At 58.9% G+C, this 26,902-nt stretch carries 21 protein-coding genes; 14 read left to right on the plus strand and 7 right to left on the minus strand.

The window, feature by feature from the left end; all coding sequences use genetic code 11:
• Positions 1-5: 5 nt before the first annotated feature.
• Positions 6-737, minus strand: a complete 732-nt coding sequence (locus tag FHC48_RS13460) for a flagellar brake protein (protein WP_008502663.1) — start codon at positions 735-737, stop codon at positions 6-8.
• 208 nt (positions 738-945) lie between these two features.
• Between FHC48_RS13460 and FHC48_RS13465 the strand changes: the two genes are divergently transcribed.
• Complete coding sequence (locus FHC48_RS13465; RefSeq protein WP_008502662.1) at positions 946-1,200, plus strand: GlsB/YeaQ/YmgE family stress response membrane protein; 255 nt, start codon at positions 946-948, stop codon at positions 1,198-1,200.
• A 112-nt stretch (positions 1,201-1,312) separates the two neighbouring features.
• A complete protein-coding gene (locus tag FHC48_RS13470) occupies positions 1,313-3,415 on the plus strand; it encodes a TonB-dependent siderophore receptor (protein ID WP_220418807.1) in 2,103 nt (700 codons plus the stop codon).
• A gap of 64 nt (positions 3,416-3,479) precedes the next feature.
• Here the strand turns inward: FHC48_RS13470 and FHC48_RS13475 are convergent, their stop codons facing one another.
• Together FHC48_RS13475 and FHC48_RS13480 are read right to left on the minus strand one after the other, a co-directional pair.
• Complete coding sequence (locus FHC48_RS13475; protein ID WP_021240398.1) at positions 3,480-5,165, minus strand: alpha,alpha-trehalase; 1,686 nt, start codon at positions 5,163-5,165, stop codon at positions 3,480-3,482.
• Between the two features lie 102 nt (positions 5,166-5,267).
• A complete protein-coding gene (locus FHC48_RS13480) occupies positions 5,268-6,224 on the minus strand; it encodes an AraC family transcriptional regulator (protein WP_059362517.1) in 957 nt (318 codons plus the stop codon).
• A 115-nt stretch (positions 6,225-6,339) separates the two neighbouring features.
• On the opposite strand from FHC48_RS13480, the gene FHC48_RS13485 reads away from it, so the two are divergent.
• On the plus strand, positions 6,340-7,527 hold the full coding sequence (locus tag FHC48_RS13485) for an MFS transporter (protein WP_025913132.1): 1,188 nt from the start codon (positions 6,340-6,342) through the stop codon (positions 7,525-7,527).
• A 41-nt stretch (positions 7,528-7,568) separates the two neighbouring features.
• Here FHC48_RS13485 and gap read toward each other — a convergent pair whose 3' ends face one another.
• Positions 7,569-8,579 (minus strand): type I glyceraldehyde-3-phosphate dehydrogenase, encoded by a 1,011-nt coding sequence (gene gap, locus FHC48_RS13490; protein ID WP_059362514.1) that lies wholly within the window; start codon positions 8,577-8,579, stop codon positions 7,569-7,571.
• Positions 8,580-8,657: 78 nt separating this feature from the next.
• Positions 8,658-9,638: a GlxA family transcriptional regulator gene (locus tag FHC48_RS13495; protein WP_025913131.1), complete on the minus strand. Its 981-nt coding sequence runs from the start codon at positions 9,636-9,638 to the stop codon at positions 8,658-8,660.
• Positions 9,639-9,786: 148 nt separating this feature from the next.
• Here FHC48_RS13495 and FHC48_RS13500 point away from each other — a divergent pair, with 148 nt between their 5' ends.
• Both FHC48_RS13500 and FHC48_RS13505 read left to right on the plus strand, forming a co-directional pair.
• Positions 9,787-10,758 (plus strand): fatty acid desaturase, encoded by a 972-nt coding sequence (locus FHC48_RS13500; RefSeq protein ID WP_059362546.1) that lies wholly within the window; start codon positions 9,787-9,789, stop codon positions 10,756-10,758.
• Positions 10,751-11,509 carry a phosphate/phosphite/phosphonate ABC transporter substrate-binding protein gene (locus tag FHC48_RS13505; protein ID WP_059362511.1) on the plus strand — a complete coding sequence of 253 codons (759 nt, stop codon included), beginning with the start codon at positions 10,751-10,753 and terminating at the stop codon, positions 11,507-11,509. The genes FHC48_RS13500 and FHC48_RS13505 overlap by 8 nt, the downstream gene beginning before the upstream one ends.
• Here FHC48_RS13505 and FHC48_RS13510 read toward each other — a convergent pair.
• Entirely contained in the window at positions 11,488-12,384 is an 897-nt protein-coding gene (locus tag FHC48_RS13510; protein ID WP_059362508.1) for a LysR family transcriptional regulator, read from the minus strand. The genes FHC48_RS13505 and FHC48_RS13510 overlap by 22 nt on opposite strands.
• 21 nt (positions 12,385-12,405) lie before the next feature.
• The gene (locus tag FHC48_RS13515; protein ID WP_059362505.1) at positions 12,406-14,694 is read right to left on the minus strand and encodes an FdhF/YdeP family oxidoreductase; all 2,289 of its coding nucleotides are present in this window, start codon (positions 14,692-14,694) and stop codon (positions 12,406-12,408) included.
• Between the two features lie 1,004 nt (positions 14,695-15,698).
• Here FHC48_RS13515 and FHC48_RS13520 point away from each other — a divergent pair.
• From FHC48_RS13520 to tssC, 9 genes are all read left to right on the plus strand, one after another.
• Positions 15,699-16,193: a hypothetical protein gene (locus tag FHC48_RS13520; RefSeq protein WP_059362502.1), complete on the plus strand. Its 495-nt coding sequence runs from the start codon at positions 15,699-15,701 to the stop codon at positions 16,191-16,193.
• A 23-nt stretch (positions 16,194-16,216) separates the two neighbouring features.
• A complete protein-coding gene (gene tssJ, locus FHC48_RS13525) occupies positions 16,217-16,720 on the plus strand; it encodes a type VI secretion system lipoprotein TssJ (protein WP_023618341.1) in 504 nt (167 codons plus the stop codon).
• 28 nt (positions 16,721-16,748) lie between these two features.
• On the plus strand, positions 16,749-18,092 hold the full coding sequence (gene tssK, locus FHC48_RS13530) for a type VI secretion system baseplate subunit TssK (protein ID WP_021240388.1): 1,344 nt from the start codon (positions 16,749-16,751) through the stop codon (positions 18,090-18,092).
• Between the two features lie 17 nt (positions 18,093-18,109).
• Entirely contained in the window at positions 18,110-19,348 is a 1,239-nt protein-coding gene (locus tag FHC48_RS13535; protein WP_008502648.1) for a DotU family type VI secretion system protein, read from the plus strand.
• Positions 19,349-19,351: 3 nt separating this feature from the next.
• Positions 19,352-22,972: a type VI secretion system membrane subunit TssM gene (tssM, locus tag FHC48_RS13540; RefSeq protein WP_059362499.1), complete on the plus strand. Its 3,621-nt coding sequence runs from the start codon at positions 19,352-19,354 to the stop codon at positions 22,970-22,972.
• A 16-nt stretch (positions 22,973-22,988) separates the two neighbouring features.
• Complete coding sequence (gene tagF / locus FHC48_RS13545) at positions 22,989-23,705, plus strand: type VI secretion system-associated protein TagF (protein ID WP_008502646.1); 717 nt, start codon at positions 22,989-22,991, stop codon at positions 23,703-23,705.
• An 11-nt stretch (positions 23,706-23,716) separates the two neighbouring features.
• Positions 23,717-24,733 carry a type VI secretion system protein TssA gene (tssA, locus tag FHC48_RS13550; RefSeq protein ID WP_059362496.1) on the plus strand — a complete coding sequence of 339 codons (1,017 nt, stop codon included), beginning with the start codon at positions 23,717-23,719 and terminating at the stop codon, positions 24,731-24,733.
• Positions 24,734-24,808: 75 nt separating this feature from the next.
• Positions 24,809-25,333 carry a type VI secretion system contractile sheath small subunit gene (gene tssB / locus FHC48_RS13555; RefSeq protein ID WP_008502644.1) on the plus strand — a complete coding sequence of 175 codons (525 nt, stop codon included), beginning with the start codon at positions 24,809-24,811 and terminating at the stop codon, positions 25,331-25,333.
• A 3-nt stretch (positions 25,334-25,336) separates the two neighbouring features.
• Positions 25,337-26,836 (plus strand): type VI secretion system contractile sheath large subunit, encoded by a 1,500-nt coding sequence (gene tssC, locus FHC48_RS13560; RefSeq protein WP_021240385.1) that lies wholly within the window; start codon positions 25,337-25,339, stop codon positions 26,834-26,836.
• Positions 26,837-26,902: the final 66 nt, after the last annotated feature.

The raw sequence follows: 26,902 nt of genomic DNA on the forward strand, positions 1-26,902 counted from the left end.
TTTTTTTACAGAACTTTATTTGCGCGTTCGCGCGCCTCCCGCTCCAGGGAGTAGATAATGCGCTGCAGTTCGCGCTCAGCGCCAGGTCCGACGTTGAGGAAACGGAAGCTCAGACGCGGCGTGGTGATCGTTTCATTTTTGCTGTCCACGACGGTGCGTTCGCTGATGGCAATCAGCTGTGCATCGAAATAAAACCGCCCCCAGCCCCCCATATCCAGCTCGATTTGCGTGAACCGCATGCCCTCTACCAGTCCGTCAGGCTTCGGCGTATCCATCAGCGCGCCCATACCGCCCAGCGACAGATCGAAGAGACGGAAGCGAATCTCTTTTTTGTCCGGCATTTTGGCCTTGCAGAAGTAGGCGGGGTGAAGCGGGGCGCTGATGCGGAAATATTCACGACGCTGGACAAACCAAAGATTAGTGGGAAGCGGGGTCACAAAGGCCGGTAGCCCCTGGTATTCGCTCAGTTCCAGTCGCGACAGGACAAACTCCACTTTGGCGCCCTGCGTTTCGGCCATCACGGCGATATTCTCCGCCTTCAGCGCCGCGCGGTTTTCATACTCCTGACTGCCTAAATCAATCACCAGCCGCTCCTGCGAGGCGTCAAGGATCTTACTGATGAACTGATTATTCGACCAGCTGATGCGCAGCGGCACTTCACCTTTTTGCAGGTCGCGTAATACCCCTAATACAGCCAGCGGATTTTGCTTGAGGAACTGCTCACTGTAATGACTCACGCCGGATGGCTCCTTGATAGATGACAGACTGTCTTAGCGTTATCGGCAATCTGCAATGAAACTTAATACAAACCGGTGAGTTTTTTTTGCCTGTTCAGGCAAAGATAAGTCGGTGACAAGAAAATGATTTTCCGGCGATGACCTATACTTACGTTAGCTGTGCAGAAGGTTTTCTGCACATGCGTTAAACCTGCAAGAGGGCATCGCTATGGGTATCATCGCCTGGATTATCTTTGGTCTTATTGCTGGCGCTATCGCGAAATTGATCATGCCGGGAAACGATGGCGGCGGCTTTATTTTGACCTGCGTACTCGGGGTCGTTGGTGCGGTTGTGGGCGGCTGGCTGGCGACGATGTTTGGCTTCGGAGGCAACATAAGTGGTTTTGACCTGCACAGTTTTCTGGTCGCTGTCGTGGGCGCCATTGTGGTGCTGGGCATATTCAGGTTACTGCGACGAGCATAAGATAACGTAAACGGCTCTCTGCGGAGGGCCGTTTTTTTACCTGAGTATTGATTTGTTAATGTAAATGATAATAATTGTCGTTCCGTATTGCATCTAACAACAAGACGACATTATGACTCCCTCTCGTTTTACGCTTTGCGCCCTGACAGGCGCCATCACGCTCGCACTGCACGCTCCGGCATTCGCCGAAGAATCCACTATCGTCGTCACGGGCGCAGAGCAGGGCAGCGCGCTGCCGGCCTGGACGAACAGCGCCACGAAATCGGCCGTAGCTGAAAGTAAAACGCCGCAGGTCATCACGACCCTCTCTGCGCCGGAAATTGACAAGCGCCATGCGAATTCCGTGAATGAAATCCTCCGCTATGCGCCGGGCGTTTCAACCGAAGTGCGGGGAAATACCTCCTACATGAGCGAATATAAAATTCGTGGCTTTACCGTCGACCAGGAGTTCTACAACGGGCTGCAGTTACCCTATAACGTCACCGGCAATACCAAAGCGCGCATCGATCCGCTGTTGATTGACAGCGTTGATATCCTGAAAGGCCCCTCATCGGTTCTCTACGGCGGCGGCTCGCCGGGCGGGCTGGTGAATATCCAGAGTAAAAAGCCGCAGCGGGAAGCGCGAACCGAATTCGGTTTTAACACCGGCAACCGCAACCTGAAAGAGGGCTATCTCGACTCAACCGGGCAGATTGCCAACAGCGACTGGAACTACCGCCTGCTGGGTAAAGCGACGGAAAATGACGATCAGCCGCACACCACCCGGTATGAAAACTACCTGGTTGCCCCGTCCGTCACCTGGCAACCCGACAGCAAAACCCGCCTCACCCTGGATGCGCTGGCGCAGAACTCCCCGAGCCTGACGCCGTCTAACCCGCTTCCGATCGCCTACCTGCGCTCGACATACGCGGGCAAGCGCGATTACGCCGGTGATGAGTGGAGCGGGTTTAAGCAGCGTCAGTGGATGCTGGGCTACAGCTTTGAGCATGAGTTTGACAGCGGCTGGGGCTTTAACCAGAAGGCGCGCTATTTCGACGTCGACACGCACCAGCGCAGCGTCTATGCAACGGGCACGGGAAGCGAGGTTTATCAGCTCAACCGTTTTGCCTACACCACCGATGAAGATCTGCAGAGCTTCAACATCGATAACCAGGTCACCAAAACCGTGGCGCTGGGTGACTGGCAACACCATCTGCTGGCCGGGTTTGACTATCAGAAGCTGAACTCCCATTTTCACTACCGTTACGCATCGACCACGCCGGGCATGGATATGCGCAATCCTGACTATTCGCAAATCAGCGAAAGCGCATTAGGGCTGTATACCGCTCAGAAAAACCGTCTGAGCTATCAGCAGAACGGCTATTACCTGCAGGATCAGGTGGAGTTTGGCGGGTTAAATCTGCTGGCCAGCCTGCGTTACGATGATTATCGCTCCGTCACTACTAATTATCTGCAAAACGGTGATAAGGCCTGGGTATCGCAGGATCGCGTCACCAAACGTCTGGGCGCGCTTTACGCCTTTGATAACGGGATTTCGCCGTTTATCAGCTATTCCGAAGGTTTTGCGCCGGTGTCGCCGCAGGGCACGCTCGTGGCGAAAGACGTCAAACCGACCACCAGCAAGCAGGTGGAAGGCGGGGTAAAATATCTGCTGGCGGATTACGCCACCACCTTTACCGCCTCGGTGTTTAACATCCGCCAGAAAAATGTCGTTACCTCCGATCCGGGCTTCCTGAACTATCGTCAGACCGGGGAAGTGGAATCCAAAGGGGCGGAACTGTCTGCCATCAGCCGCCCGACGGACAACCTGACGCTGATTGCCAACTACGCCTACACCCACGCGATCAACACGGAAGATGACAAGTACAAAGGTAAACGTCCAACGCAGGTGCCGGAGAATGCCTTCAACCTTTGGGGGGATTACACCTTTGAAAACACACCGCTGAAAGGGCTGATGCTGGGGGCGGGGGCGCGCTATACCGGCCCGATGGAAATCTCACCCGCTAACGATGCGGGTAAGCTGGGCGGTACCACCCAGTACGATTTGTCGGCATCCTACCGGATGGGTGAAATCCTGCCTTCGCTGGCCGGGCTAACGCTTAAGGCCAGCGCGCAGAACATCACCAACAAAGAGACGCTGACCTGCTACGACGCGACCAACTGCTGGATTGGGCGGGACAGAACGTATCAGCTTGGGGCAAGTTACAGTTTCTGAGCAAGGCCCTGTGAGGGCAAAAAGTAGGCCGGGTAAGGCGTAGCCGCCACCCGGCAATACTCCCTTACTGCGCCGAGGCTTTCACCGGCGCCACCTCATCATTCGCCGCAGGCCGATTCTCCGGCACGCTGTCGCACGGTTTCTCTTTCGGGCAGACCCGGTCCAGCATCTTCAGCGTCACGCCGTTGCTCCAGCCGAAGCCGTCCTGCAGCGGATACTCGCCGCCGCCGCCGCCCGTACCGGTGGTCGACACGTCATACTTCTCGACCAGTTTCTTTTCCCGGTCATAGGTATGCTGAACGTTCTTCAGGAAGCGCCAGGTCACATCCATCGAGACCTTCTCTTGCCCGTAATTCTGCAACCCTTCCGCGGCCACCCATTGCAGCGGAGCCCAGCCGTTTGGCGCATCCCACTGCTGGCCGCTGTTGACGGTGGTGGTCGCTATCCCGCCCGGCTTCAACAGACGAGAGGAGGTTGCCGCGGCGACTTTTTCGGCACGATCCTGCGCCGCCGCCTTGACGTAAAGCGGGAACAGGGCCGCCGCCGTGAGCTGATTGCGTACCTTCTTGCTCTTCAGGTCGTAATCGGCGTACCAGCCCTCTTTATCATTCCACAGGTGGCTCTCGATGGCTTTCTGGCGCGCGGTGGCCAGCGTCTCATACTTGCTTGCGCTGGCGGCATCGCCGCTCTCCTGGCTTGCCCGGGCCAGCAGTTTTTCCATCTTGAACATCAGGGCGTTCAGGTCCACGGGCACAATGCTGGTGGTCCGGATGGTGCCGAGTTTTTGCGGATCGTCCATCCAGCGGGAGCTAAAGTCCCAGCCCGAAGCCGCGGCGGACCGTAAATCACGGTAGATCTCGGTTGCCGGTCGGTTAGGGTTACTTTTCGCGGTATTCACATCGTCAAGCCAGGACTCCGGGCGCGGCGTATCGCGGTCGTCCCAGTAGCGGTTGAGGACAGCGCCGTCATCCAGTTTCACCACGCGTTTGTTGGCCTGGCCCGGCTGCAGGGCATCGACGCCGTCCATCCAGTAGGCATACTCTTTCTCCATCTGCGGACGATACTTCTTCAGCGCGTCGCTGTCATGGGTCGCCAGCAGTTCAACCATCAGCGAGAAAAACGGCGGCTGGGAGCGGCTCAGGTAATAGCTGCGGTTGCCGTTGGGAATGTGGCCGAAGGTGTCGATCTCATACGCAAAGTTATCCACCATGTCGCTGATTTTGTCCCAATGATCGCTCTCTGCCAGTCCCAGCATGGTGAAATAGCTGTCCCAGTAGTAGACCTCGCGGAAACGTCCGCCGGGCACAACGTAGGGCTTCGGTAACGGCAGAAGGGAATCCCATTTGTTGCTGGCTTTATCGGTAGTGCGCGTCAGTACGGGCCAGAGATCGTCGATGTGCTCACGTAAACTTTGTCCAGCAGGCGGAACGTATTTTTCCCCTTCCGCAGGGAGCGTAAAGTTCATCTCGACAAAGTGGCGTAAGTCAAAGCTGGACTGCGTGTGCTGCATGCGGTAGTCCGCCAGAATCATCAGCGGGTCGCTTTTGGGGACGGCATCCGCAAAGGTTTTCTGATCGGGAAACAGTTTGGCGCTCTGCACGTCGTTAAACAGAGGGCCAAGTAAAATATCGGGTGAGGTTGTCTGGGTTGCGGGGTTATCGTCGGCATAGCCCAGTGTCGTTACGCCGAGCAGCGCGCCGCCTAACGCAAGGGGCAAAAACGCGGGGCGTAGTGTACGAGGTCTTATCATCAGTTCGTCTCCTGTCTTCACTAAACAGCGTGACCGCTGTTGTCAATCACCTGAAAACCTTAGACGAATATTGCCCGCTTCGCGTTAAATATTGCCGCGCTTTCAGACCTCTTCCGCGGTCTGGCTGGCTTCCCGCAGCGTGCCCGGCGCATGGCCAATGATGCGCTTAAACGCCCGGCTAAATGCCGCCAGAGAGCCATACCCCAGCCGCAGCGCGACGGTTTCAATGGGCTGGTTTTCATGACGAATATACTGAATGGCCAGCCGCATTCTCAGCTCGCTGAGATATTTTGCCGGGGTGGTTCCCGTCGCCGCGAGAAACCGTTCCGCGAAAACGGATCGGGAAGTCCCGGCTTCTTTTGCCAGATCCGCCACGCTCCAGTTCAGGCCTGGCTGCTGGTGCATGGCGTAAATGGCCCGGCTCAGGCGCGGATCGCGCAGCACCTGCACCCAGCCGGTGGCTTTGCCACAGCCGCCTTCAACCCAGCCCCGCACAATTAACGCCGCCACCACGTCGGCCAGCCGCGCAAGGATCCCGGCATACCCGGCCTGACGCGCCGCGGATTCCCGCTCCATCGCCGCCAGCAGCGGATGAATTTCCGGCCAGGTGGACATCAGCCGGCTAACCATCATCACTTCCGGCATCGCCTTGATCAGCGGCTGCATCCCGCCCAGCTCAAAATCCATGCACCCGCTAAAAATGAGGGTGTTCTCGCTCTCCGGGCAGGGCTCGCAGGTAATGGCGCAGACCGAGCTGCAGATAGGCTCGCTCGGGAAGGCGTTGACCGGGGTAAGGGTGGCCTGCTCGTCAGAGAGCAAAGCGTGGGAATTCCCGCCGGGAATAAAGAGGGCGTCGCCGCCGCTCAGTTCGAACGTTGCGCCGCTCGCCATGCGCAGCAGGGCGCTACCGTGGCTCACAAAATGGAACTGTGCCCGGCCGGGAGCCTGATGAAACGCGACGCCAAAGGGCGCGCTGGCTTCAATCCGCCGGTATTTCACGCCTGACAGGCGCATGCCCCGTAAAAGTTCGCTGATCAAATCGGGTGACTGTACGGTCATGGCGCAACTCCGGACGAATAATCAATAAGTGGAGATTATATGTCATAGATCGTCCAGGGTGAACCTTCTATTCTTTTGCGACAGTAGTCACATTTTTATAACGGGAGATCAACAGATGAGTTCATGTGTCGCGGCGAGCGAGGCGGTAGCGCCTGCAAAACCCGCCTGGCGGGCCGTCTATTCACTGGGGCTGGGGGTATTTGGTTTGATTACGGCAGAATTTCTGCCCGCCAGCTTGTTAACACCCATGGCCGCGAGCCTGGGCGTGACCGAGGGGATGGCCGGACAGGCTGTCACCGCCACCGCGCTGGTGGCGCTGGTCACCGGATTGCTGATCACCCCGGCTACCAAGAGTATCGACCGCCGCTGGGTACTGATGTTTTTCTCGGTGCTGCAAATTATCTCCAGCCTGCTGGTGGCCTTTGCGCCCAACCTGCACGTCCTGCTCATGGGGCGTCTGCTGCTGGGGATAGCCATCGGGGGATTCTGGGCCATGTCGACGGCGACAACGATGCGTCTGGTTCCGGCGGATAAAGTGCCGAAAGCGCTGGCGGTAATCTTTTCCAGCGTATCAATTGCCACGGTGGTCGCGGCCCCGCTGGGCAGCTATCTGGGCAGCCTGATCGGCTGGCGCAACGTCTTTATTCTCTGCATTCTGCCGAGCATGCTGGCGCTGCTGTGGCAGCTCTGGGTGCTGCCGTCCATGAAGCCGGAGAGCAGCGGTAGCCTGAGTACGCTGTTCCGCGTGCTGCGTCGTCCAGGGATGATCGGCGGCATGCTGGCGACCATTCTGATCTTCAGCGGCCATTTCGCCTTCTTTACCTACCTGCGTCCGTTCCTGGAGACGGTGGGGCAGGCGAGCGTGGAAACCATTTCACTGATCCTGCTGGGCTTTGGCATCGCCAACTTTGTGGGCACCTCCGTGGCCGGACATCTGCTGGCACGTAATCTGCGCCTGACGCTGGCGCTGGTGCCGTTTGCGATGGGCGTTCTCGCGCTCATGATGGTCGCCTTTGGTCATCTGGCGATGCTGGACGGGCTGCTGGTCGCGCTGTGGGGCTTTGCATTTGGACTGGTTCCGGTGGGCTGGTCAACCTGGCTTGCGACCACCGTTCCGGATGAAGCCGAAAGTGCAGGGGGGCTGCTGGTGGCCTCAATCCAGCTGGCGATAAGCGCCGGTGCGGCCGGAGGTGGGGCGGTATTTGATCTTAACGGTGCCAGCGGCGTGTTCGCGGGCAGCGGTTTGCTGCTGGTGACGGCGATGGTGATTGTGTTTATGGGTGTGAAAGTGAAAGCGGAGTGATTTTTTAGCCGGGTGAGCGTTCGTGCCACCCGGCCTCAGGTTTACAGCCCTTTCTTATCCATCAATACCGCCAGATCCACCAGGCGGTTAGAGAAGCCCCATTCGTTGTCATACCACGCCAGGATCTTCACCATCTTCCCGCCAATCACCAGCGTGGAAAGCCCGTCGATAATCGAGGAGCGCGGGTCACCCTGGTAATCGCTGGAGACCAGCGGTTCATCGCTATAGCCCAGAATGCCTTTCAGAGGCCCGCTGGCGGCCGCGTTGCGGAACGCGTCATTCACCTCTTCGGCGGTCACGTTGCGGCTCAGCGTCACGGTTAAATCGACAATCGACACCACCGGCACCGGCACGCGCAGGGAGTACCCGGTCAGCTTGCCGTCCAGGGAGGGGATCACTTTCCCCAGCGCTTTCGCCGCGCCGCTGGAGTAGGGCACAATCGACAGCGCCGCCGCGCGGGCGCCGCGCAGATCTTTCTCCGGCTGATCGTGCAGCGCCTGGCTGTTGGTGTAGGCGTGCGTCGTGTTCATCAGGCCATGCTCAATTCCGAACTGCTGATGCAGCACCTGAGCGGCCGGTGCCAGACCGTTCGTGGTGCAGCTCCCGTTGCTCACCACCGCGTGCCGGGCGGGATCGTACTGGTCATGGTTGACGCCCATCACAATCGTCAGGTCGTCGTTCTTCCCGGGGGCGGAAATGATGACGCGCTTAGCGCCGCCGTGGGTGATATGCACCGCCGCTTTCTCCCGCTCGGTAAAGAAGCCGGTGGCCTCAATCACCACGTCTACCCCGGCATCACGCCACGGGATATTCGCCGGGTCGCGTTCGCTAAATACCACGATCCGCTGGCCGTCTACCTGCAACGCACCGTCACCCGCTTCAACGGGCGCGGGCAGTTTGCCCAGAAGGGAATCGTGTTTCAGCAGATGGGCGAGAGTTTTGCTGTCCGTCAGATCGTTAATCGCCACAATCTGCAGATCCGGGTTGCCCAGCGCCGCGCGCAGGACATTACGTCCGATACGGCCGAAACCGTTAATACCGACCTTAACCATGGTGCACTCCTTATCTCTGTTGTCTGGAGTCACTGTAGGCGTCGGGCCGGCTGGCGTAAATGACAAAAAAGGATCAGATTACGCCATCTTGCGGCAGTGAAAGCGCTGGCGGTATTCGCCGGGCGTGAGGTGAAGCTGTTTCTCAAAGATGCGGCGTAAATTAATGCTGGTACCAAATCCGCTTTGCTCCGCAACGCGCTCAAGGGGATCGCGGGTTTGCTCAAGCAGCTGGCGGGCGGCGGCCAGTCGCGCTTCGGTCACGTAGCGGGCAGGCGAGACCCCGGCCTCGCGGGTAAACACGCGGGTGAAGTTACGCGGGCTCATCGCCGCTTTCTCGGCCAGGTTCTCCACGCACAGATCGGCGGTGAGGTTCTGCAGGATCCAGCTTTGCACTTCGCCTATCGGCCCTGCTGTGCCCGGCTGCTGCAGGCTGTAGCGGCTGAACTGCAGCTGTCCGCCGGGACGTCGCAGGTACATCACCATATCCTGCGCCACGTCGCGGGCGAGGGTAAATCCGTAGTCGTCCTCCACCAGCGCCAGGGTCAGGTCGAACCCGGAACTCACGCCGCCGGAGGTCCAGATGGGGCCGTCCTGAATGTACAGCGGGCCGCCTTCGACCTGGATTGACGGGTACTGGGCTTGCAGGGTCTCCAGCAGCCGCCAGTGGGTGGTGGCGCGCCGACCGTCCAGCAAGCCGGTCTGGGCCAGCAGCATCGCGCCGCCGCAGATAGAGGCTACCCGCCGGGCGTGCGGCGCAGCGAGGTGCAGCCAGTCCACCACCGCCGTGCTCTCCTGCTCGTTCATACCGCGTCCGGTGATGATAATAGTGTCCAGCGGTTCACGCGGATCCAGCTCCGGCAGACGATAGTCCGCCAGCAGGTTCAGACCGGACTGGCCGTGGATCACCTGGTGAGGCTGCGTGGTGGCGATGATAATCCGGTAGCGGGTATGCGCCAGCCCTTCCGGATGCAGCCGGTTGGCCTGCATCAGAATGTCGGCGATACCGGCGGCTTCAAACAGCATGCCGCCGTCGGGAACGATAATCAGGATCTTCTTCATGTCCTGAAAAGTACCTTTAACACAGAATAAGTCAAGCGTGCCCGCACTTCACGTTTCTGGCAAAGCAAAGCGATTTAAGTTGTTTGTGATTTCAGGCGTAATCCCCGATCGTCAGGGCACTGTCTCTGGCGAAACGGCGTCTGAAGGAATGGGTAAACGAAGCTCCCTCTATTTACATCCGCAACAACGCAATCAAATTCACCGCCTCGCGTCGGGTTTCTTATGGCGAAGCGAAGTGCCCACCTGGCTGTTAATGTTCACGATTTATGCGGGCTGGTTTGCCACGCTGGCGTTCTGGCAAACGCTCGGCCTGCTGCCCGCCACGCTGCTGCTGATCGGGTTTACCGCCTGGTATATGTCCCTGCAGCATGAGCTTATCCACGGGCATCCCACCCGTTTTGCCTGGCTTAACCAGCTGTTCGGCACGCTCCCGCTAGCGGTCTGGTATCCGTATGGCCTGTACCGGGATTCCCATCTGGCCCACCATCGGTACGATAGCCTGACCCATCCGGTGGATGACCCGGAGTCGTACTATTTTACCGAGGCGAGCTGGGCGCGCTTTTCCCCCTGGCAGAAGCGCCTGATCCGGGCCCGGAATACCTTTGCCGGGCGGCTTCTGCTGGCGCCGCTGCTGGATATCGTCCAGACGCTGGGCAACGCGGTGGCGGCGTTTCGTCATCTTCAGTTGCGGGCGATGACGATGTGGCTGGTTCACATCACGCTGCTGGCGGCGCTTTTCGCCTGGATGACGCACGTCGGTTTTTCCCCCGTCTGGTTTGTGCTGGCGGTCAGCTATCCGGCGCTGGCGCTGACCAAGGTACGATCGTTTTTCGAACATCGTGCGGCGGACGATCCGCTGGCGCGCTCCGTCATTAACGAGGCCGGGCTGTTCTGGCGGATACTGTTTTTGAATCTCAACTATCATTCAGTACATCATGATCTACCGGGCGTGCCGTGGTACGGACTGAAGGCGATCTACCAGCAAAACCGGGAGGCGTACCGGGAGCGAAACCGCGGTTTTCTGGTCAGGGGCTACGGTGAATGGCTGCGCCGGTTCTGGCTCAGTCCCGTCGACGTCACCGTTCACCCCGGAAAGCAACAGGGGGAAGGGTATGAGTAACCTGCTGGCGTTTCCCATGTATGCGGTGGATCGCGCCGACACGCGCGCGCTCTGGCTGGCGGTAAAGGGGCTGCTGGCCGCACGCGGTGTGCCCGTCGAAGATGTCCCCGACGGGCCGGAGTCCGATCTGCTGACCCACTGGCAACAGCCCGAGCTTATCCTCAGCCAGACCTGCGGTTATCCACTCGTCACGCAGCTTCCGGACGTGCAGGTCGTCGGCTGTTTTCACTACGCAGTCCCGGGCTGCGAAGGGATCCACTACCGCAGCTTTCTGGTGGCGCGCGAGGAGGATCGGCACCTCACGCTGGCGGATTTTCGCGGACGACGGGCGGTCTGTAACTCTGCGGACTCGCAGTCCGGCTACAATGCGCTGCGAAAAAAAGTGGCGCCTCTGGTGGCTCAGGAGCCGTTTTTCGCGCAAACGTCCTTTAGCGGCAGCCATCGCCAGTCGCTGAAGGATGTCAAACGCGGGGCAGGGGATATCGCGGCCATCGACTGTGTCACCTGGGCACTGCTGCAGCGTCACGAACCGGAAAGCCTGACGGGTCTGGCGGTCATTGACCATACCCCTCTGACGCCAGGGCTGCCGCTCATTACCTCGCCCCGCACCTCGCCTGAGACCCTGAACGCCCTTCGCGATGCGCTCCACGCGCTGGTGAGTTCGCCGGAGCACCGGGCCGTTTGCGACGCGGTGCTGATCCGCGGTTTTAGCGTGGTGACGCGTCAGGCCTACGCCTCATTGCTGGCGTGATAGATCTCCTGCGCGTCGGTAAAGCAGCGCAGCGCCAGCGAGGAGACGGGTTTTTGCCTGCGCATAATCAGGCCGACAGGGGCCTCGATATCCGCGTCGGCGATGGGGACAATCCTGAAATGGCTGTTCAACTCTTCCAGCCCGTTGTTCAGCGGCATCACGGCGCAGCACACGCCGCTTTGCACCGCCTGGATGATCTGGAACGTGGAGTCGCTCTCGAAAACGGACGTCGGTTCAATGCCAGCAGACTTAAAGCTGGCCTCCATATGCGCCCGGTAATGCATCCCTTTGGTCAGGAACCCCAGCGGAAAATCCGTCAGATCGTGCCAGGTCAATGTCTCCTGGCCGAGCTGGAAATGGCGGACGTCGTGCAGCAGGCCCATCTTCGTTTTGGGAAGCTGGATAATATCGAACAGGCTGGTGTCGATGCTGTTGAGATAGCAAATCCCCAGCTCAAGCTGATTGCGGCTGACGCCGTCGGCAATCTGCGCGGAGGACATGGAATAGAGGCTGTAGGTCAGCTCCGGGTATTTTTCCGTCAGCAGACGGATAAAGATCATCGGATCCACGCTCGCCAGCGGCACCATTCCCAGACGGAGTTCGCCCACCACCTGACCTTTGCACAGCGCGGCTTCCGCCTGTAGCCCGTCATGTGCAGCCAGCAGCGCGCGGGCCCACGCGAGGATGCGTTCACCCTCCGGCGTAAACCCTTCAAAGCGCTGCCCGCGCACAATCAGTACCAGCCCGAGCTCCCCTTCCAGGCTGCGGATGCGCATGGAAAGGGTCGGCTGGGTGATGTTGCACTGCGAGGCCGCCTTGCCAAAATGGCGGGTCTCGTCGAGCGCGATTAAATATTTTAACTGTTTAATATCCATCGTTTTCTCTGCGCGATCGGCTTACAGCATGCGGATCTCTTTTGAGCGCAGGGTGATGCGAACCGGAACGGATTTATACGACGGCGTACCGCTGTCCTTATCCAGATAATCAAGCGGTACCAGCACGTTGGCCTCCGGATAATAGGCCCCGACGGTCCCCGGCGCGATGTTGTACGCCACCACGGTAATGTCTTCCAGACGCTGTCCGTTGCCGGGCAGGGCGGTTTCGATATCCACGCGGTCGCCGTGTTCCAGCCCTGACTGCGCCATATCCTCTTCGTTCATAAACAGCACGTCGCGGCGGCCAAACACGCCGCGGTAGCGGTCATCCAGCACGTAAATGGTGGTGTTGTACTGGTCGTGGCTGCGCAGCGTGATCAGGCGCAGGACGTGCTCACCTTCACCGCTGGCGTTCTCGTGTACGCCGTCGAAGACCGAGAACATCGCTTTTCCCGTCGCCGTTGGCCAGAGACGTTGCGTTGGCGGCAGCGGCATACGGAAGCCGCCGGGAACGCGGATCCGTGCGTTGTAGTTCTCAAACCCCGGAATGGTCTGCTCGATCAGATCGCGGATACGGTCATAATCCTCAACCAGCGTCATCCAGTCCACGCGGGTTTCCGGCAGGGTGGCTTTCGCCATGCCCGCGACGATAGCGGGTTCTGACCGAAGCAACGGGGAGGCGGGTTTTAGCTTGCCGGATGAGGCATGGACCATCGACATCGAGTCTTCAACGGTAATGGACTGGCGGCCGGTGGCCTGAACATCCAGCTCGGTACGGCCAAGACACGGGAAAATAAAGGTCTCTTTGCCCACCAGCAGATGGGTACGGTTGAGCTTGGTGCCGACGTGGACGCTCAAATCCAGGGATCCCATCGCCGGAAAGCCGCGTTCATGATCGGGCATCGCCACCGCAAAATTACCGCCGAGGCAGATGAGCGCCTTCGCGCGGCCGTCGATCATCGCCTGGGTGGCCTGCACCGCGTCATGGCCGTGGTGAGACGGTGGCTCAAAGCCGACAACCTCCTTCAGACGGTTCAGGAAGGCCGGCGTGGGTTTCTCGCTAATCCCGACGGTACGGTTCCCCTGCACGTTTGAGTGGCCGCGCAGCGGGCATATTCCCGCGCCGGGCTTGCCGATATTCCCGCGCATCAGCAGCAGGTCCGCAATCAGGCGGACGTTGGCCGTCCCTTTATTATGCTGGGTAATGCCCATCCCGTAGGTAATGATGGTGGCATTCGATTTCGCATACGCCTCTGCCACCTTTTTGAGCGCCGCCTGGCTGAGACCTGACTCGCGCTCAATGTCGTCCCAGCGGGTTTGCGCGATATCGGCAGCAAAGTCCTCAAAGCCCTGAGTATGTTCGGCAATAAACGCGCGATCGAGCACGTCACCGCGTGCGGCCTCCATTTCCAGCAGGTGTTTGGCAATCCCTTTCAGCGCGGCGGCATCGCCCCCGGCCTTCACCTGGAAATAGGTCGAAGCGATATCCGTGGAGCCGTAGGTCGCCATTTCAATCACGCTTTGCGGGTCCGCAAAACGTTCCAGCGCGCGCTCGCGCAGCGGGTTAAAGACGATAATCGGCACGTTGCGACGGGCCAGCTCATGGAGGGTCCCCATCATTCGCGGATGGTTCGTACCGGGGTTATGGCCGATGGAGATCACCAGCTCCGTCTTGTCGAAGTCGTCCAGCGAGACGGTCCCTTTCCCGATGCCAATCGAACGGGGCAAACCGACGCTGGTGGCCTCGTGACACATATTTGAGCAGTCGGGGAAGTTGTTGGTGCCGTATTCGCGGGCGAACAGCTGGAACAGATACGCCGCTTCGTTAGAGGCGCGTCCGGAGGTATAGAACTCGACCTGGTCCGGTTCGAGCCCGCGCAGTACTTCGCCGATGCGTTGAAACGCCTCGTCCCAGTCGACGGGCCTGAAGGTATCGCTGTCGCGGTCATAGCGCAGGGGATGCGTCAGCCGCCCGTAGCCTTCCAGCTCAAAGTCCGATTTTGCCAGCAGCGAGGAGACGCTGTTTTCCGCCAGAAACGAGGGTGTCACGCGTTTACTGGTGGCTTCCCACGTCACCGCTTTGGCGCCGTTCTCGCAGAACTGGAACGTCGATTTGTGTTCTTTATCAGGCCACGCGCAGCCCGGGCAGTCAAAGCCGTCAGGCTGGTTGGTGCGCAGCAGCGTCGCCGGGGCGTCAAAGGTATCCATTTGGGTGCGTACCGCAATGGCCGTCGCTTTCAATGCGCCCCAACCGCCGGCAGGGCCGTCATAGTGTCTGATGCCTGGCACCGAGCGTCTTTTCTTGTTCATACCCACTCCTGATTTGTTCGATCACACAACGCCTGAGCTCAAAAAATCACTGACAAGAGCAATAGGTGAAAGCAATGACGGCCGGATGGTAACGCACATACGGAACGGGAAAATGCCTTAACGCAAACTCTTTTTATTACAGTAATTTATCTGGTCTGGTGTTTAAATATTTAAAGAAATTATAACTAATATTTATCATTTTAATAATAAATCTTATCTATCGCCCGGTAGGCGAGATAGATGGCAGTGAGCAGGAAAGTATGTAGCGCCAGTAAAACATCGAGTGAAGCTGATGCGCTGGAGATATCGCCGCGATTCGCGGCTGGTGGGCTGCTGGAGGCATTTTTCAATTGAGAGAATGGCAGGAAGGTTTACTCACGCTTAATGAATAATAGATATAAGGTATACCTGACAGTGGAATTATTACGGCCGAAAATATACGCTTTTTTTGCGGCATGAAATTAACATCTTGCTGCATAAGTGAAATATTCTCACCCAGGCGATGAAGCGTCTTCAATATTAAAGATACCCTGTTAGTGCAACAAATAATTCATCAGGGATATATTCCTTTGACATCAAAAAAACGCGAATTCTACTAATTATGGTAGTGGCGATAATAGCGTGATTGCGTTAATGAAAGTGGTTCTCTTTTGCGTTTTTTAGTCTATAAAACATGGCGTTATGTGGTTTTGTGGTGGAAGAATAAGAAAGGATGGGCCTTATCGTTTTTTATCATAGGATTAATCCTATAATTTTCCGACTGCTTCATTTACCAACAGTTACGCGGCGGTAAATATTGAATTGATACGAAGCTCATGTAAACTTGTTTACCGTTTGTCAAAATATGTCAGGAAGACACTGGGCCTTATTCTGAAAGGCTCGTGCGGTAGCTATGCCCTTAAAGTAGTAACGCCCCGAAAATATCCTGACTATTTTAACAATAGCACTTAAGTCAAACTTCATCCCCTAATCTCCATCATCGAAATATCGCTACGGAAAAGCATATGAAAATGCGCGTACTGTTTTCACTTCTGTTTGTAATGGCGGTGGCGGGCTGTAAAGCACCGCAGAAACCTGTGATTAACGACGATACGATCGAGACCAGCCAGGTCAACGGCGTCACCTTAACCCACCGTCACGCTGTGACGCCGCCGACGGAGTTCACGCCGGTTAACGAGCCGTATCGTGCCATGTATCCGGCCTCTCTGATGAGCCGTCCTGACTTCGGCGGTAAAGTTATCCGCACTCTTGATGCCGGAAAAACGTACGTGGTGCTGGGTCAGGTTGAACACTACTGGATGGCGCTTGCCGATGAAGGCAACGAGCAGCTGATTGGTTACGTTCCGATGCGCGCCGTTATCAAGGCCGACCAGTACGATGCCGCCGTGCGTAAACAGGCCATTCGCCATAAGACGCGTAAAAAAGCGACCTGTGTTGATGTCGACGGTAACAGCAAAGCCTGCAAAGACAGCGCTAACGGTACCTGGATCCTGAACTAAACGGCTTTCATGAGCGCATTTTTATGAATAATAAAAATTTTCATAAGCTGTGGTTACCCTTTTACGCGATGATTTTCGCGCTGGTCAGTGGTTGTACGTCGTCTTCACACAGCGACCCCTCCCGCTACAATCTGCAGTTTCAGGCTCATCCACAAATCAATGAATCTGCGCCGCTTAAGGTTCGGGTGTTGTTGCTGAAATCCGATGCGGATTTCATGTCCAGCGACTTCTACTCCCTGCAGAACAACGCGTCAGCCACGCTTGGCGCGAATCTGCTGAACAGCGATGTGTTCTTCCTGATGCCGGGACAGCTGTCAAAAACTCTCAGCGGGCAAAGCTCGCCGGAGGCTCGCTACATCGGCGTGATGGCGGAGTACCAGGTGCTGGATGGCAAAAAATGGCGCGTTTCACTCCCTCTGCCCGTGCCTGGCGAAAATCATATCTACCAGTTCTGGAAATGGTCCGCCGATGAACTTCAGGCCAACGTTTTTCTCGACGTGAACGGCATTCGGGTCATCAGCCAGTAACGCGCTTCTAAACAGGAAACACATCATCATGACGAAAGCAGAAAAGGTCGTCTGGACCGAAGGCATGTTCCTGCGTCCACACCATTTTCAGCGGACTGAAAGCTATCTGCTCAACCATGTTCGTGAATGGGGCGCGCTGCAGCGATCGTATCTCTGGGGCTTTCTCGACGTTGAACTGGATGAAGCGATGCTTCGTCAGGGATGCATTGCCCTGAGCTACTGCAGCGGGCTGCTGCCGGACGGCACCTTTTTCCAGGTGCGCAACGGGCGTAACGGTCCAGTACCGCTGAAAATTCCTGACAATCTCACCAACGAAAAGGTGGTGCTCGCACTGCCGGTTCGTCGTGGCGAGAGAGAAGAGGTGATTTTCAGCGAAGAGCCATCCTCGCTGGCGCGCTTTATCGCGTTCGAGCAGGAGGTGGAGGACGATAACGCCATGTCGGTGGGGGATGCTACCGTCCAGTTTGGCCGCCTGCGTCTGACCCTGATGCTCGAAAAAGACCTCACGGCGGAGTGGACCGCCATCGGCGTGGCGTTTGTGACCGAGAAGCGTAACGACAACCACGTGCGGCTCGACAACAGCTACATCCCGCCGATGCTCAATGCCAATAACAGCCCGCAGATCTACAGCATGATCAACGATCTGCACGGCTTACTGGTGCAGCGCAGCCAGCAGATTGGCGGCCGTTTGCGCCAGCCCGGCCGCTTTAACACCTCTGAAATGATCGAGTTCACGCTGCTGTCGCTGGTTAACCGTCATCTGGGCGAGGTGTCTCATTTAAAAACCCTCCCGCTGCTGCACCCGGAAACGCTCTGGCGCAGCTGGCTGCCGTTTGCCACCGAGCTCGCCACCTGGACGTCGCAGCGGACCGCCGAAAGCGTGCTGCCGATTTACGATCATGACGATCTGGCGAACTGCTTCAGCAAGCTGATGCTGATGCTGCGTCAGGGGCTGTCGCTGGTGATGGAAGACCACGCTATCCAACTGCCGCTTAACGAGCGCTCTCATGGCCTCAACATCGCCACGGTGCCTGAAACCAGCATGGTGCGTGAGTTCGGCTTCGTGCTGGCGGTCAAAGCCAACGTGCCGGGCGAACACCTGCAAACCCATTTCCCGGCGCAGATGAAGGTCGCACCGGTGTCGAAAATCCGCGATCTGGTTCAGCTTCAGCTGCCGGGCATTATGCTGCGCGCCATGCCGGTTGCACCGCCGCAGATCCCGTGGCATGCCGGCTACAGCTACTTTGAGCTCGAGAAGGGCAGCGAGCTGTGGCACGAGATGGATAAGTCCGGCGCATTCGCCCTGCACCTTGCGGGGGAGTTCCCGGGGCTGGATATGGAGTTTTGGGCCATCCGTAGCCCGACAGAATAATAAAGCGAGCGCTTAATATGCAGGAACGACAGGATACCGGCAGCGATGCCGCGTTCACCGGGGCCAGTAGCAACAATCAGCTGGTGGCGGCCGCCAATCCGCTGCTCAATGCGATTCCGCAGATCCGTCATTCGGTATCGCACGACGACCAGGTGGCGTTACGCCAGCGACTGATCGATGAAATTCGCCGTTTCGAAGTCCGCTGTCAGCAGGCGGGGCTGCCCTACGAAGTGATCGTCGGGGCACGCTACTGCCTCTGTACGGCGCTTGATGAAGCCGCCGCGCTCACCCCCTGGGGCAGCAGCGGGGTCTGGTCAAGCAATGGCCTGCTGGTGACGTTCCATAACGAAACCTGGGGCGGCGAGAAGTTCTTCCAGCTGCTGGCGCGCCTGTCGCAAAATCCGCGCGAGCACATCCTGCTGCTGGAGATGATCAACTACTGCCTGCTGCTCGGCTTCGAAGGACGCTATCGGGTGCTGGACAATGGCCGCACCCAGCTTGAGACCATCAAGCAGCGGCTGTGGCAGATGATCCGCGGCGTGCGCGGCAGCTATCCGGCGCCGCTTTCTCCCCATCCGGAAGATCGCCCGGTGCTGCGCAAGCTCTGGCGGCCGATGGTTCCTCTCTGGGCCTGCGTGGCGCTGGCCGGGTTTATCGCCTGTCTGTTTTATATCGTGCTCAACTGGCGTCTTGGCGACAGCACCAACCCGGTGCTGGCGAAGATTTACCAGTCCCAGCTGCCGGAAACCACTATTCAGCAACCGGCGCGTCAGCTTCCGGCAGTGCTGAACCTGCGCGGCTTCCTGAAACCGGAGATCGAGGCTGGCCTCGTCGCGGTGAAAGACGAAGCGGATCGCAGCGTGGTTATCCTGAAAGGCGACGGGCTGTTTGCCTCTGCCTCGACCGTCGTGCGCGACCGCTATGAACCGGTCATCCACCGCATCGCGCAGGCAATGAATAACGTGAGCGGCAAAATTCTGGTGGTGGGCTACAGCGACAACGTGCCGATCCGCAGCGCGCGCTTTGCCTCTAACTATGAACTCTCTCTGGAACGCGCCCGCTCGGTACAGAAAATGCTGCAGGGAAGCCTCTCTCAGCCTGGCCGCGTGAAAGCGGAAGGGCGGGGCGAGATTAACCCGGTGGCGCCGAACACGACGCCTGAAAACCGCGCCCGTAACCGCCGTGTGGAAATTACTCTGCTGGTGTCGCCTGAAAATACCCAGGCCGAGCTGAACGGATTGCCGCAAGGAAACTAAGGAATGCTGACGACTCTTCTTTCCATACTGACTAACCGCATTCTGTGGAGCTTCCTCGGCGTCACGGCGCTGGCGGCGGTGATCTGGATGATTGGCCCGCTGTTGTCCATCGTGGACACCCGGCCGCTTGAATCTGAACAGAACCGCATCATCAGTATCGCCGTGGTCTATCTGCTGTGGGCGCAGGGCCACATTCTGCCGCGTCTTTACAACGCCTGGCTGAACCGCAAGCTGATGGACAAGCTCAATGAGAACACCACCAGCCCGGAAGCGGCTGATCCGCAGAAGCGACTGAACAACGAGGAGCAGATCCTCGCCAGCCGTTTTGATGAAGCCGCGCAGATGCTGAAAAAAGCGCACTTCAGCAAGGCGGGACAGGGCGCTCAGTGGACGCAGCGCTTCAGCACGCAATACCTCTATCAGCTGCCGTGGTACGTCATTATCGGCGCGCCGGGTTCCGGTAAAACCACGGCGCTGGTCAACTCGGGGCTGCAGTTCCCGCTGGCCGACCGCTTCGGTAAGACCGCCCTGCGCGGCATTGGCGGCACGCGTAACTGCGACTGGTGGTTTACCAACGAGGCCGTGCTGCTGGACACCGCGGGTCGCTATACCACCCAGGAGAGCGAGCAGGTGCAGGACGCCGGGGAATGGCTGCAGTTCATGGGGTTACTGCGCAAGTATCGCCGCCGCCAGCCGATCAACGGTGTGATCGTCACCATCAGCATTTCTGACCTGCTTACCCAGTCAGCCGAGGCGTCCCGCCAGCAGGCGGTGAACCTGCGTCAGCGTCTGTCCGAGCTGCATGAACAGCTGGGGATTCGCTTCCCGGTCTACGTGATGGTCACCAAGGCCGACCTGCTTAAAGGCTTCCGCGCCTGGTTTGCCGACTACGATAAAGCGCAGCGCGACCAGATCTGGGGCTTCACGCTACCGTGGGAACAAACCAAACACGCCGATTACGACCTGATGGGCAATTTCCAGCAGGAGTTTTCTCTGCTGCAGCAGCGCCTCGACGCCGGGCTGCCGGAAACCATGCTCAAAGAGCATGACGCGAAGACCCGCGCCGAAGCGTATCTTTTCCCGCAGGAGTTTGCCGCGCTGCGTCCGCTGCTGGCGGATTACCTCAGCACGGTCTTCGCCCGCTCCAACTTCGAAACCGAGTTCTCTCCGCGCGGGATCTACTTCGCCAGCGGGACGCAGGAAGGCATGCCGTTCGACCGCGTGATGGGCGAACTGAACCGCGCGCTGTCGCTGCCGGAAGGGGCAGAGAGCGATAACTGGGATTCGGTCAGCAAAGAATCGCCAATCCCGGGCGCAAAAGGCCAGAGTTTCTTCATCAAGAACCTGCTGCAAAACGTCATCTTCCAGGAAGCCGGGATCGCCGGAGAAAACCGCTGGTGGGAGCTGCGCAACCGGGCCGTGATCTGGTCTGGCTATGCGGCGCTGCTGGCCCTGCTGGTGATCCTGGGTGGACTGTGGCTCACCAGCTATGCCAAAAACAAGGCCTACCTGGAAGAAGTGGATGCGAAGGTTCCGCTGCTCGACCAGCAGAGCAAGGCCTTACAGAACCAGACCCAGCGTGACCTGTTCGAACTGCTGCCGCTGCTGAATAGCCTGGTGGATCTGCCGAAAAGCGACGCGTTTGATGTGAACGATCCGCCGGTCTCCCGCCGTATGGGGCTTTATCGCGGGGACGACGTCAGCGACGCCTCTCAGTCCCTGTATCAGAAAGCGCTGGATCAGATGCTGCTCCCTGCCGTCGCCATGCACATCACCACCTGGCTTCGCAACGACAACGGCAGCGATGTGGAATACAGCTACGAGGCGCTGAAAGCCTATCAGATGCTCTATCAGCCGAAGCACTACGACGGCAAATTCCTGCATTCGTGGGTAATGCTCAACCTGCAGCGTAACCTGCCGCAGAACGTCACGAAGGCGCAGCTGCAGCAGCTTGAATGGCACCTGACGCAGCTGCTGGAGCCGAAAATTCAGGCCTCGCCGTACGCGCAGGACGAGTCCCTGGTGGCGCGCGAAAGAGCGATGATCGGCCAGCAGCCGCTTTCAACCCGCGTCTACGGCCGCCTGAAGCGCCTGCTGGAACATGACGACAACCTGAAGCCGGTCTCCCTTTCCGACCTGGGCGGACCGCAGAGCGAGCTGGTATTTTCCCGCAAAAGCGGCAAGCCGGTGAGCGAAGGCGTTCCGGGTCTGTATACGCCGGACGGCTACTGGAAAAGCTTTAACGGCCAGATTGACAGCGTTACCACCGCCCTGCACGAGGATGACGCCTGGGTGCTGGGGGCCGCCACGGCTCAGGATGATAAACAGCAGATCGATAACGCCGTGCGCCAGCTCTATATGCGCGACTTTATCGCTAACTGGGATCGCTTTCTCGCTGACATTCAGCTGAATAACAGCGCCGACCTTTCCCAGCGCATCAACACCGCGCGCCTGCTTTCCGGCGCCAACTCGCCGCTGCGCCGCCTGGTGCAGAACCTGAGCCAGGTCCTGACGCTCTCCCGCGATACGCCAGCGCCGGAAGATGCGGGTAAAGCGCAGGCGCAAAGCAGCCGCGCCACCCGCACGCTGGAAGCGCTGTTCAGCAATAATGACAACGCGCCAACGCAGGCCGCCGCGGTTACCCAGGCGCCGGAGCAGCTGGTGACCGACCATTACGCGCCGATGATTGAGCTGGCCCAGCCGCTGGAGAAGGGCGGGAAGACCATCAAGTTTGACGATTTTCTCAAACAGGTGGATGAGCTGTATCGCTACCTGACCGCCGTGCAGGATGCCGCCAACAGCGGCATGCCGGCGCCGGGCGGGGAGGCGATCAGCCGCCTGCAGGCCAGCGCCGGTCGTCTGCCGGGCGGGCTGCAAACCATGTTCAGCAACATGGCGGTGGGTGCCAGCAGCGACACCCAGCGTCGCGATCTGGAAAACGTGCGTAAGCGCATTAACGTTGAGGTGGGCGGGTTCTGCCGTCAGGCGATTGCCGGTCGCTACCCGCTGGTGCGCAGCGCCAGCACCGAGGTCACCCCTGACGATCTCGCGCGCATGTTTGCGCCGGGGACCGGGCTGATGGATACCTTCTTTCGCGATAACCTGACCAGCAAAGTGGACACCACCCAGGCCAACTGGCGCTTTATGCCGGGCATCGACGGGAAAACGCTGCCGGGAAGCGAAGGGCTGCTGAGACCGTTCCAGCAGGCCCAGTCGATTCGAGACGCCTTCTTTGCTAACGGCGCAACCACGCCGTCCTTCAAGGTGACGGTTCGCACCGTGCGAATGGATAACACCATTCTGAACCTGACCCTGGACGTGGACGGTCAGCTGCTGCGCTACAGCCACGGGCCGCAGGCGGTGCAGATCATGAACTGGCCGGGGCCGGGCGGCACCAACCAGGTCCGCATGCAGCTGGGTCTGGCGAACGGCAGCACGGCGACGCTGGTGACCAACGGTTCCTGGGCGCTGAACCGCTTCTTTGATAAAGCGAGCACCAGCCCGGGGGCGGGTAGCCTCAGCCGTCAAGCCACCTTCAACGTCGACGGACATCAGGTCACGCTGGAGTTTGCGCCAAACAGCATTCGCAACCCGTTCCAGCTTCCCCGTTTCTCATGCCCATAACCGCAAGGACAGCCGTATGACGAATACCCCTGCGATGAACCGCTACAGCTGGTATGGCAAGTTACCCAGCGCCGGAGATTTTTTGCAGCGCCGCTTTCCTGACACCTTACAGCGCCAGTGGTCGCACTGGTTCCAGGTCGGTCTGCTGGCCTGGCAGCAGGAAGAGCAGCGCAGCGGCGAGCGCCCGTTTCAGAAAGCACCCGTCTGGAATTTTGTGGTACCGCCCATGCTGGGCAGCCAGATGATCCAGATGGGCTGTCTGCTGCCCGGGCGCGACAGCGTCGGCCGACAATACCCGGTTTGCATTCAGCTGAGCTTCGCCCCGTCAGAGTGGTCGACCAGCCTGCTCAGCCAGGCCGAAAGCTGGTATCAGCAGATTGGACGCCTGGGGCTGCACGCGGTGCGCAACAGTTTTTCCGCCTCGCAGCTCGACGAGATGCTGATGTCCATTCCGGCACCGCAGCCGGTCGAGCCGCAAAAGCGCTCCGACATCCTGGATGTGATTGGCTACGACGAGGACGGCCAGAGCACGCTGGGCTGGCCTCAGGCGGCAGAGTGCTTTGACCCGCTGCGTCAGACCAGCTACTGGTGGACCAACCGCTGCGACGGATACCCGCTCTACACCCACGTGCACAGCGGTAACTTTACCGGGCAGCTTTTCACCCTGCTGTTCGATCCGGCAGGGGGCGCCCGTCCGGGCCGTCACGGTCTCTATCCGCCTATGTTTGAATAAGCAGGGATCTCATGAATATCGAAGAATTTCTCGCGCCCATAAGCCCCGACAACCCCTGCGGCGAAAACCTGGAGTACGACGCTGACTTCCAGGCGATGAACCAGGCAAGCCTTGGGAAAGCGGAACAGCAGTTTGGCGACACCATCATCCCGGCGGAGCCTGCTGACTGGAACACGGTCGAAAAATACGCCACCAGCCTGCTGACCCGCACCAAAGATCTTCGCGTCCTGCTGGCGTTAACCCATGCCTGGACCCGCCGTCGCGGGCTGGCAGGCTACGCGGACGGATTACTGCTGGTGCAGGAGGCGATCGCCCGCTACTGGGAGCCGCTCTATCCGCTGCTCGAAGAGTACGGTGAAACCGACCCGTTCTACCGCATCAACGCTCTCGCCGGGCTGAGTGATAAATCCGACCTGACGGTCGCGGTACGCAACGCCTCGCTGCTGCGTTCAAACGGCGATGAAATTTCGCTGCGGGATGCCCAGGCGCTGCTGGACGGCAGTAAAAACGAATGCCCGGACTATCCCGGCGGGCGCCCGCGGCTGATTGACGAGCTGGCTCGCGGCGACCAGCCGGGGACCGCCGCGGTCATCGTCATTAACGAACGTCTGCTGGCCATCCGCGAGCTGCTCATCGGGCATCTCGGTGAAAGCGGCGTACCTGAAATGGAGCAGCTGCTGAAAACCGTGGGGCTGGTGGCCAGCGCCTGTCAGGTGACCGACATCAGCAAGCTGCTGCCGAACCGTGATGCGCAGGCTGAACCCCAGGCTGAGCAGCAGCCGACGGCTACGCAGCCCGTTCAGCCGGTGACCGACTGGCGCAGCGTGCAGGTCACCAGCCGCGCCGACGCCCAGCTGATGCTGGAAAAAGCGAAGCAGTATTTTGCGCAGTACGAACCGAGCCACCCCGCACCGCTGATGATTGAACGGGTGCAGCGGCTGTCAGAACTTAACTTTATGGACATTATTCGCGACCTGGCGCCAGACGGCGTTAACCAACTGGAAAACATCTTTGGGCGCCGCGAATAGCGCGTCCAGGCATTATGACGTCAGGCATGGAGCCTGGCGTTTCACCTTCACCGCGCATCTTTGATGGAGAACATCATGGCAATGAGTAACAGTGGGCAGAAATTCATCGCACGTAACCGTGCCCCCCGCGTGCAGATCGAGTATGACGTAGAGATCTACGGTGCAGAACGTAAAATTCAGCTGCCGTTTGTGATGGGCGTTATGGCCGATCTGGTCGGCAAACCGGTGGAAAACCTGCCGGCCGTCGACGAGCGTAAATTCCTCGAAATTGACATCGACAACTTTGACGAACGCATGAAGGCGCTGAAGCCGCGCGTGGCGTTCCAGGTGGACAACACCCTGACCGGCGAAGGTAAGCTCAACGTCGATCTGACCTTCGACAGCATGGATGACTTCCTGCCGGACGCGGTGGCCCGCAAGGTTGAGCCGCTGAACAAGCTGCTGGAAGCGCGCACCCAGCTCTCCAACCTGCTGACCTATATGGACGGTAAAAACGGTGCGGAAGAGCTGATCGCAAAAATTCTGCAGGATCCGACGCTGCTCAAATCCCTGAGCCAGTTGCCGAAAAATGACGAAAGCGCGAAAGGTAGCGAGGAATAATCGATGAGCAACCAGACTCAACAACACGAGCAGCAGGCGGGTCAGGCGTTCAGCCAGGATGAATTCAGCGCGCTGCTGAACAAAGAGTTCCGCCCGAAAACCGACCAGGCGCGTTCCGCCGTCGAAAGCGCGGTCAAAACCCTGGCGCAGCAGGCGCTGGAAAATACCGTCACCTTCTCGAACGATACCTACCGCACCATTCAGAACCTGATTGCCGGTATCGACGAACAGCTGTCACAGCAGGTGAACCAGATCATTCACCACGAAGAGTTTCAGAAGCTGGAGAGCGCCTGGCGCGGTCTGAGCTACCTGGTGAACAACACTGAAACGGACGAGATGCTGAAGATCCGCTTTATGAGCATCTCCAAGCAGGAGCTGGGCCGCACCCTGAAGCGCTACAAGGGCGTGGGCTGGGACCAGAGCCCGATCTTCAAGAAAATTTACGAGCAGGAGTACGGTCAGTTCGGCGGCGAGCCGTTTGGCTGCATCGTCGGCGACTACTACTTCGACCACAGCCCGCAGGACGTTGAGCTGCTGGGCGAAATGGCGCGCATCGGCTCTGCGGCGCACTGTCCGTTCATTACCGGTACCGCACCGGGCGTGATGCAGATGGAGTCCTGGCAGGAGCTGGCCAACCCGCGCGACCTGACCAAGATCTTCCAGAACACCGAATACGCCGCCTGGCGTTCACTGCGTGAATCCGAAGATGCCCGCTATCTGGGCCTGGTGATGCCGCGCTTCCTGTCGCGCCTGCCGTACGGCATTCGCACCAACCCGGTCGACAGCTTTGACTTTGAAGAGCAAACCGACGGCGCGAACCACAACAGCTACTCGTGGGCGAACGCCGCGTACGCGATGGCCGCCAACATCAACCGCTCTTTCAAAGAGTACGGCTGGTGCACCTCGATTCGCGGCGTGGAGTCCGGCGGGGCGGTGGAAAACCTGCCGTGCCACACCTTCCCGAGCGATGACGGCGGCGTGGACATGAAGTGCCCAACCGAGATTGCCATCAGCGATCGTCGTGAAGCCGAGCTGGCGAAAAACGGCTTTATGCCGCTGGTTCACCGCAAAAACTCCGACTTTGCTGCCTTTATCGGCGCGCAGTCCCTGCAAAAACCGGCCGAGTACCATGACCCGGATGCCACCGCCAACGCGCGTCTGGCCTCTCGCCTGCCGTACCTGTTCGCCTGCTGCCGCTTTGCGCATTACCTGAAGTGCATCGTGCGTGACAAAATCGGCTCCTTCCGCGAGCGCGAAGAGATGGAGCGCTGGCTGAACGACTGGGTCATGAACTACGTCGACGGTGACCCGGCGAACTCCTCCCAGGAGACCAAGTCCCGCAAACCGCTGGCGGCTGCGGAAGTGCAGGTGCAGGAGATTGAGGACAACCCGGGCTACTACGCCGCGAAGTTCTTCCTGCGTCCGCACTACCAGCTGGAAGGTCTGACCGTTTCTCTGCGCCTGGTATCTAAACTGCCGTCGCTGAAGACGAAAGACGCGTGATAAATGTAGCCGGCCCATTGGGCCGGCTACATTTCGGTGAATATGAGATAGCTAATGAATTTGACT

Origin of the sequence: Enterobacter sp. EC_50 (genome assembly GCF_019584525.1) — a bacterium.
Lineage (GTDB): Bacteria > Pseudomonadota > Gammaproteobacteria > Enterobacterales > Enterobacteriaceae > Enterobacter > Enterobacter roggenkampii.

Excerpts from the sequence above, each read along its gene's own strand:
- FHC48_RS13465 (WP_008502662.1), top strand. The coding sequence starts at position 946 with ATGGGTATCATCGCCTGGATTATCTTTGGTCTTATTGCTGGCGCTATC.
- FHC48_RS13470 (WP_220418807.1), top strand. The coding sequence starts at position 1,313 with ATGACTCCCTCTCGTTTTACGCTTTGCGCCCTGACAGGCGCCATCACG.
- FHC48_RS13475 (WP_021240398.1), bottom strand. The coding sequence starts at position 5,165 with ATGATAAGACCTCGTACACTACGCCCCGCGTTTTTGCCCCTTGCGTTA.
- FHC48_RS13480 (WP_059362517.1), bottom strand. The coding sequence starts at position 6,224 with ATGACCGTACAGTCACCCGATTTGATCAGCGAACTTTTACGGGGCATG.
- FHC48_RS13485 (WP_025913132.1), top strand. The coding sequence starts at position 6,340 with ATGAGTTCATGTGTCGCGGCGAGCGAGGCGGTAGCGCCTGCAAAACCC.
- gap (WP_059362514.1), bottom strand. The coding sequence starts at position 8,579 with ATGGTTAAGGTCGGTATTAACGGTTTCGGCCGTATCGGACGTAATGTC.
- FHC48_RS13495 (WP_025913131.1), bottom strand. The coding sequence starts at position 9,638 with ATGAAGAAGATCCTGATTATCGTTCCCGACGGCGGCATGCTGTTTGAA.
- FHC48_RS13500 (WP_059362546.1), top strand. The coding sequence starts at position 9,787 with ATGGGTAAACGAAGCTCCCTCTATTTACATCCGCAACAACGCAATCAA.
- FHC48_RS13505 (WP_059362511.1), top strand. The coding sequence starts at position 10,751 with ATGAGTAACCTGCTGGCGTTTCCCATGTATGCGGTGGATCGCGCCGAC.
- FHC48_RS13510 (WP_059362508.1), bottom strand. The coding sequence starts at position 12,384 with ATGGATATTAAACAGTTAAAATATTTAATCGCGCTCGACGAGACCCGC.
- FHC48_RS13515 (WP_059362505.1), bottom strand. The coding sequence starts at position 14,694 with ATGAACAAGAAAAGACGCTCGGTGCCAGGCATCAGACACTATGACGGC.
- FHC48_RS13520 (WP_059362502.1), top strand. The coding sequence starts at position 15,699 with ATGAAAATGCGCGTACTGTTTTCACTTCTGTTTGTAATGGCGGTGGCG.
- tssJ (WP_023618341.1), top strand. The coding sequence starts at position 16,217 with ATGAATAATAAAAATTTTCATAAGCTGTGGTTACCCTTTTACGCGATG.
- tssK (WP_021240388.1), top strand. The coding sequence starts at position 16,749 with ATGACGAAAGCAGAAAAGGTCGTCTGGACCGAAGGCATGTTCCTGCGT.
- FHC48_RS13535 (WP_008502648.1), top strand. The coding sequence starts at position 18,110 with ATGCAGGAACGACAGGATACCGGCAGCGATGCCGCGTTCACCGGGGCC.
- tssM (WP_059362499.1), top strand. The coding sequence starts at position 19,352 with ATGCTGACGACTCTTCTTTCCATACTGACTAACCGCATTCTGTGGAGC.
- tagF (WP_008502646.1), top strand. The coding sequence starts at position 22,989 with ATGACGAATACCCCTGCGATGAACCGCTACAGCTGGTATGGCAAGTTA.
- tssA (WP_059362496.1), top strand. The coding sequence starts at position 23,717 with ATGAATATCGAAGAATTTCTCGCGCCCATAAGCCCCGACAACCCCTGC.
- tssB (WP_008502644.1), top strand. The coding sequence starts at position 24,809 with ATGGCAATGAGTAACAGTGGGCAGAAATTCATCGCACGTAACCGTGCC.
- tssC (WP_021240385.1), top strand. The coding sequence starts at position 25,337 with ATGAGCAACCAGACTCAACAACACGAGCAGCAGGCGGGTCAGGCGTTC.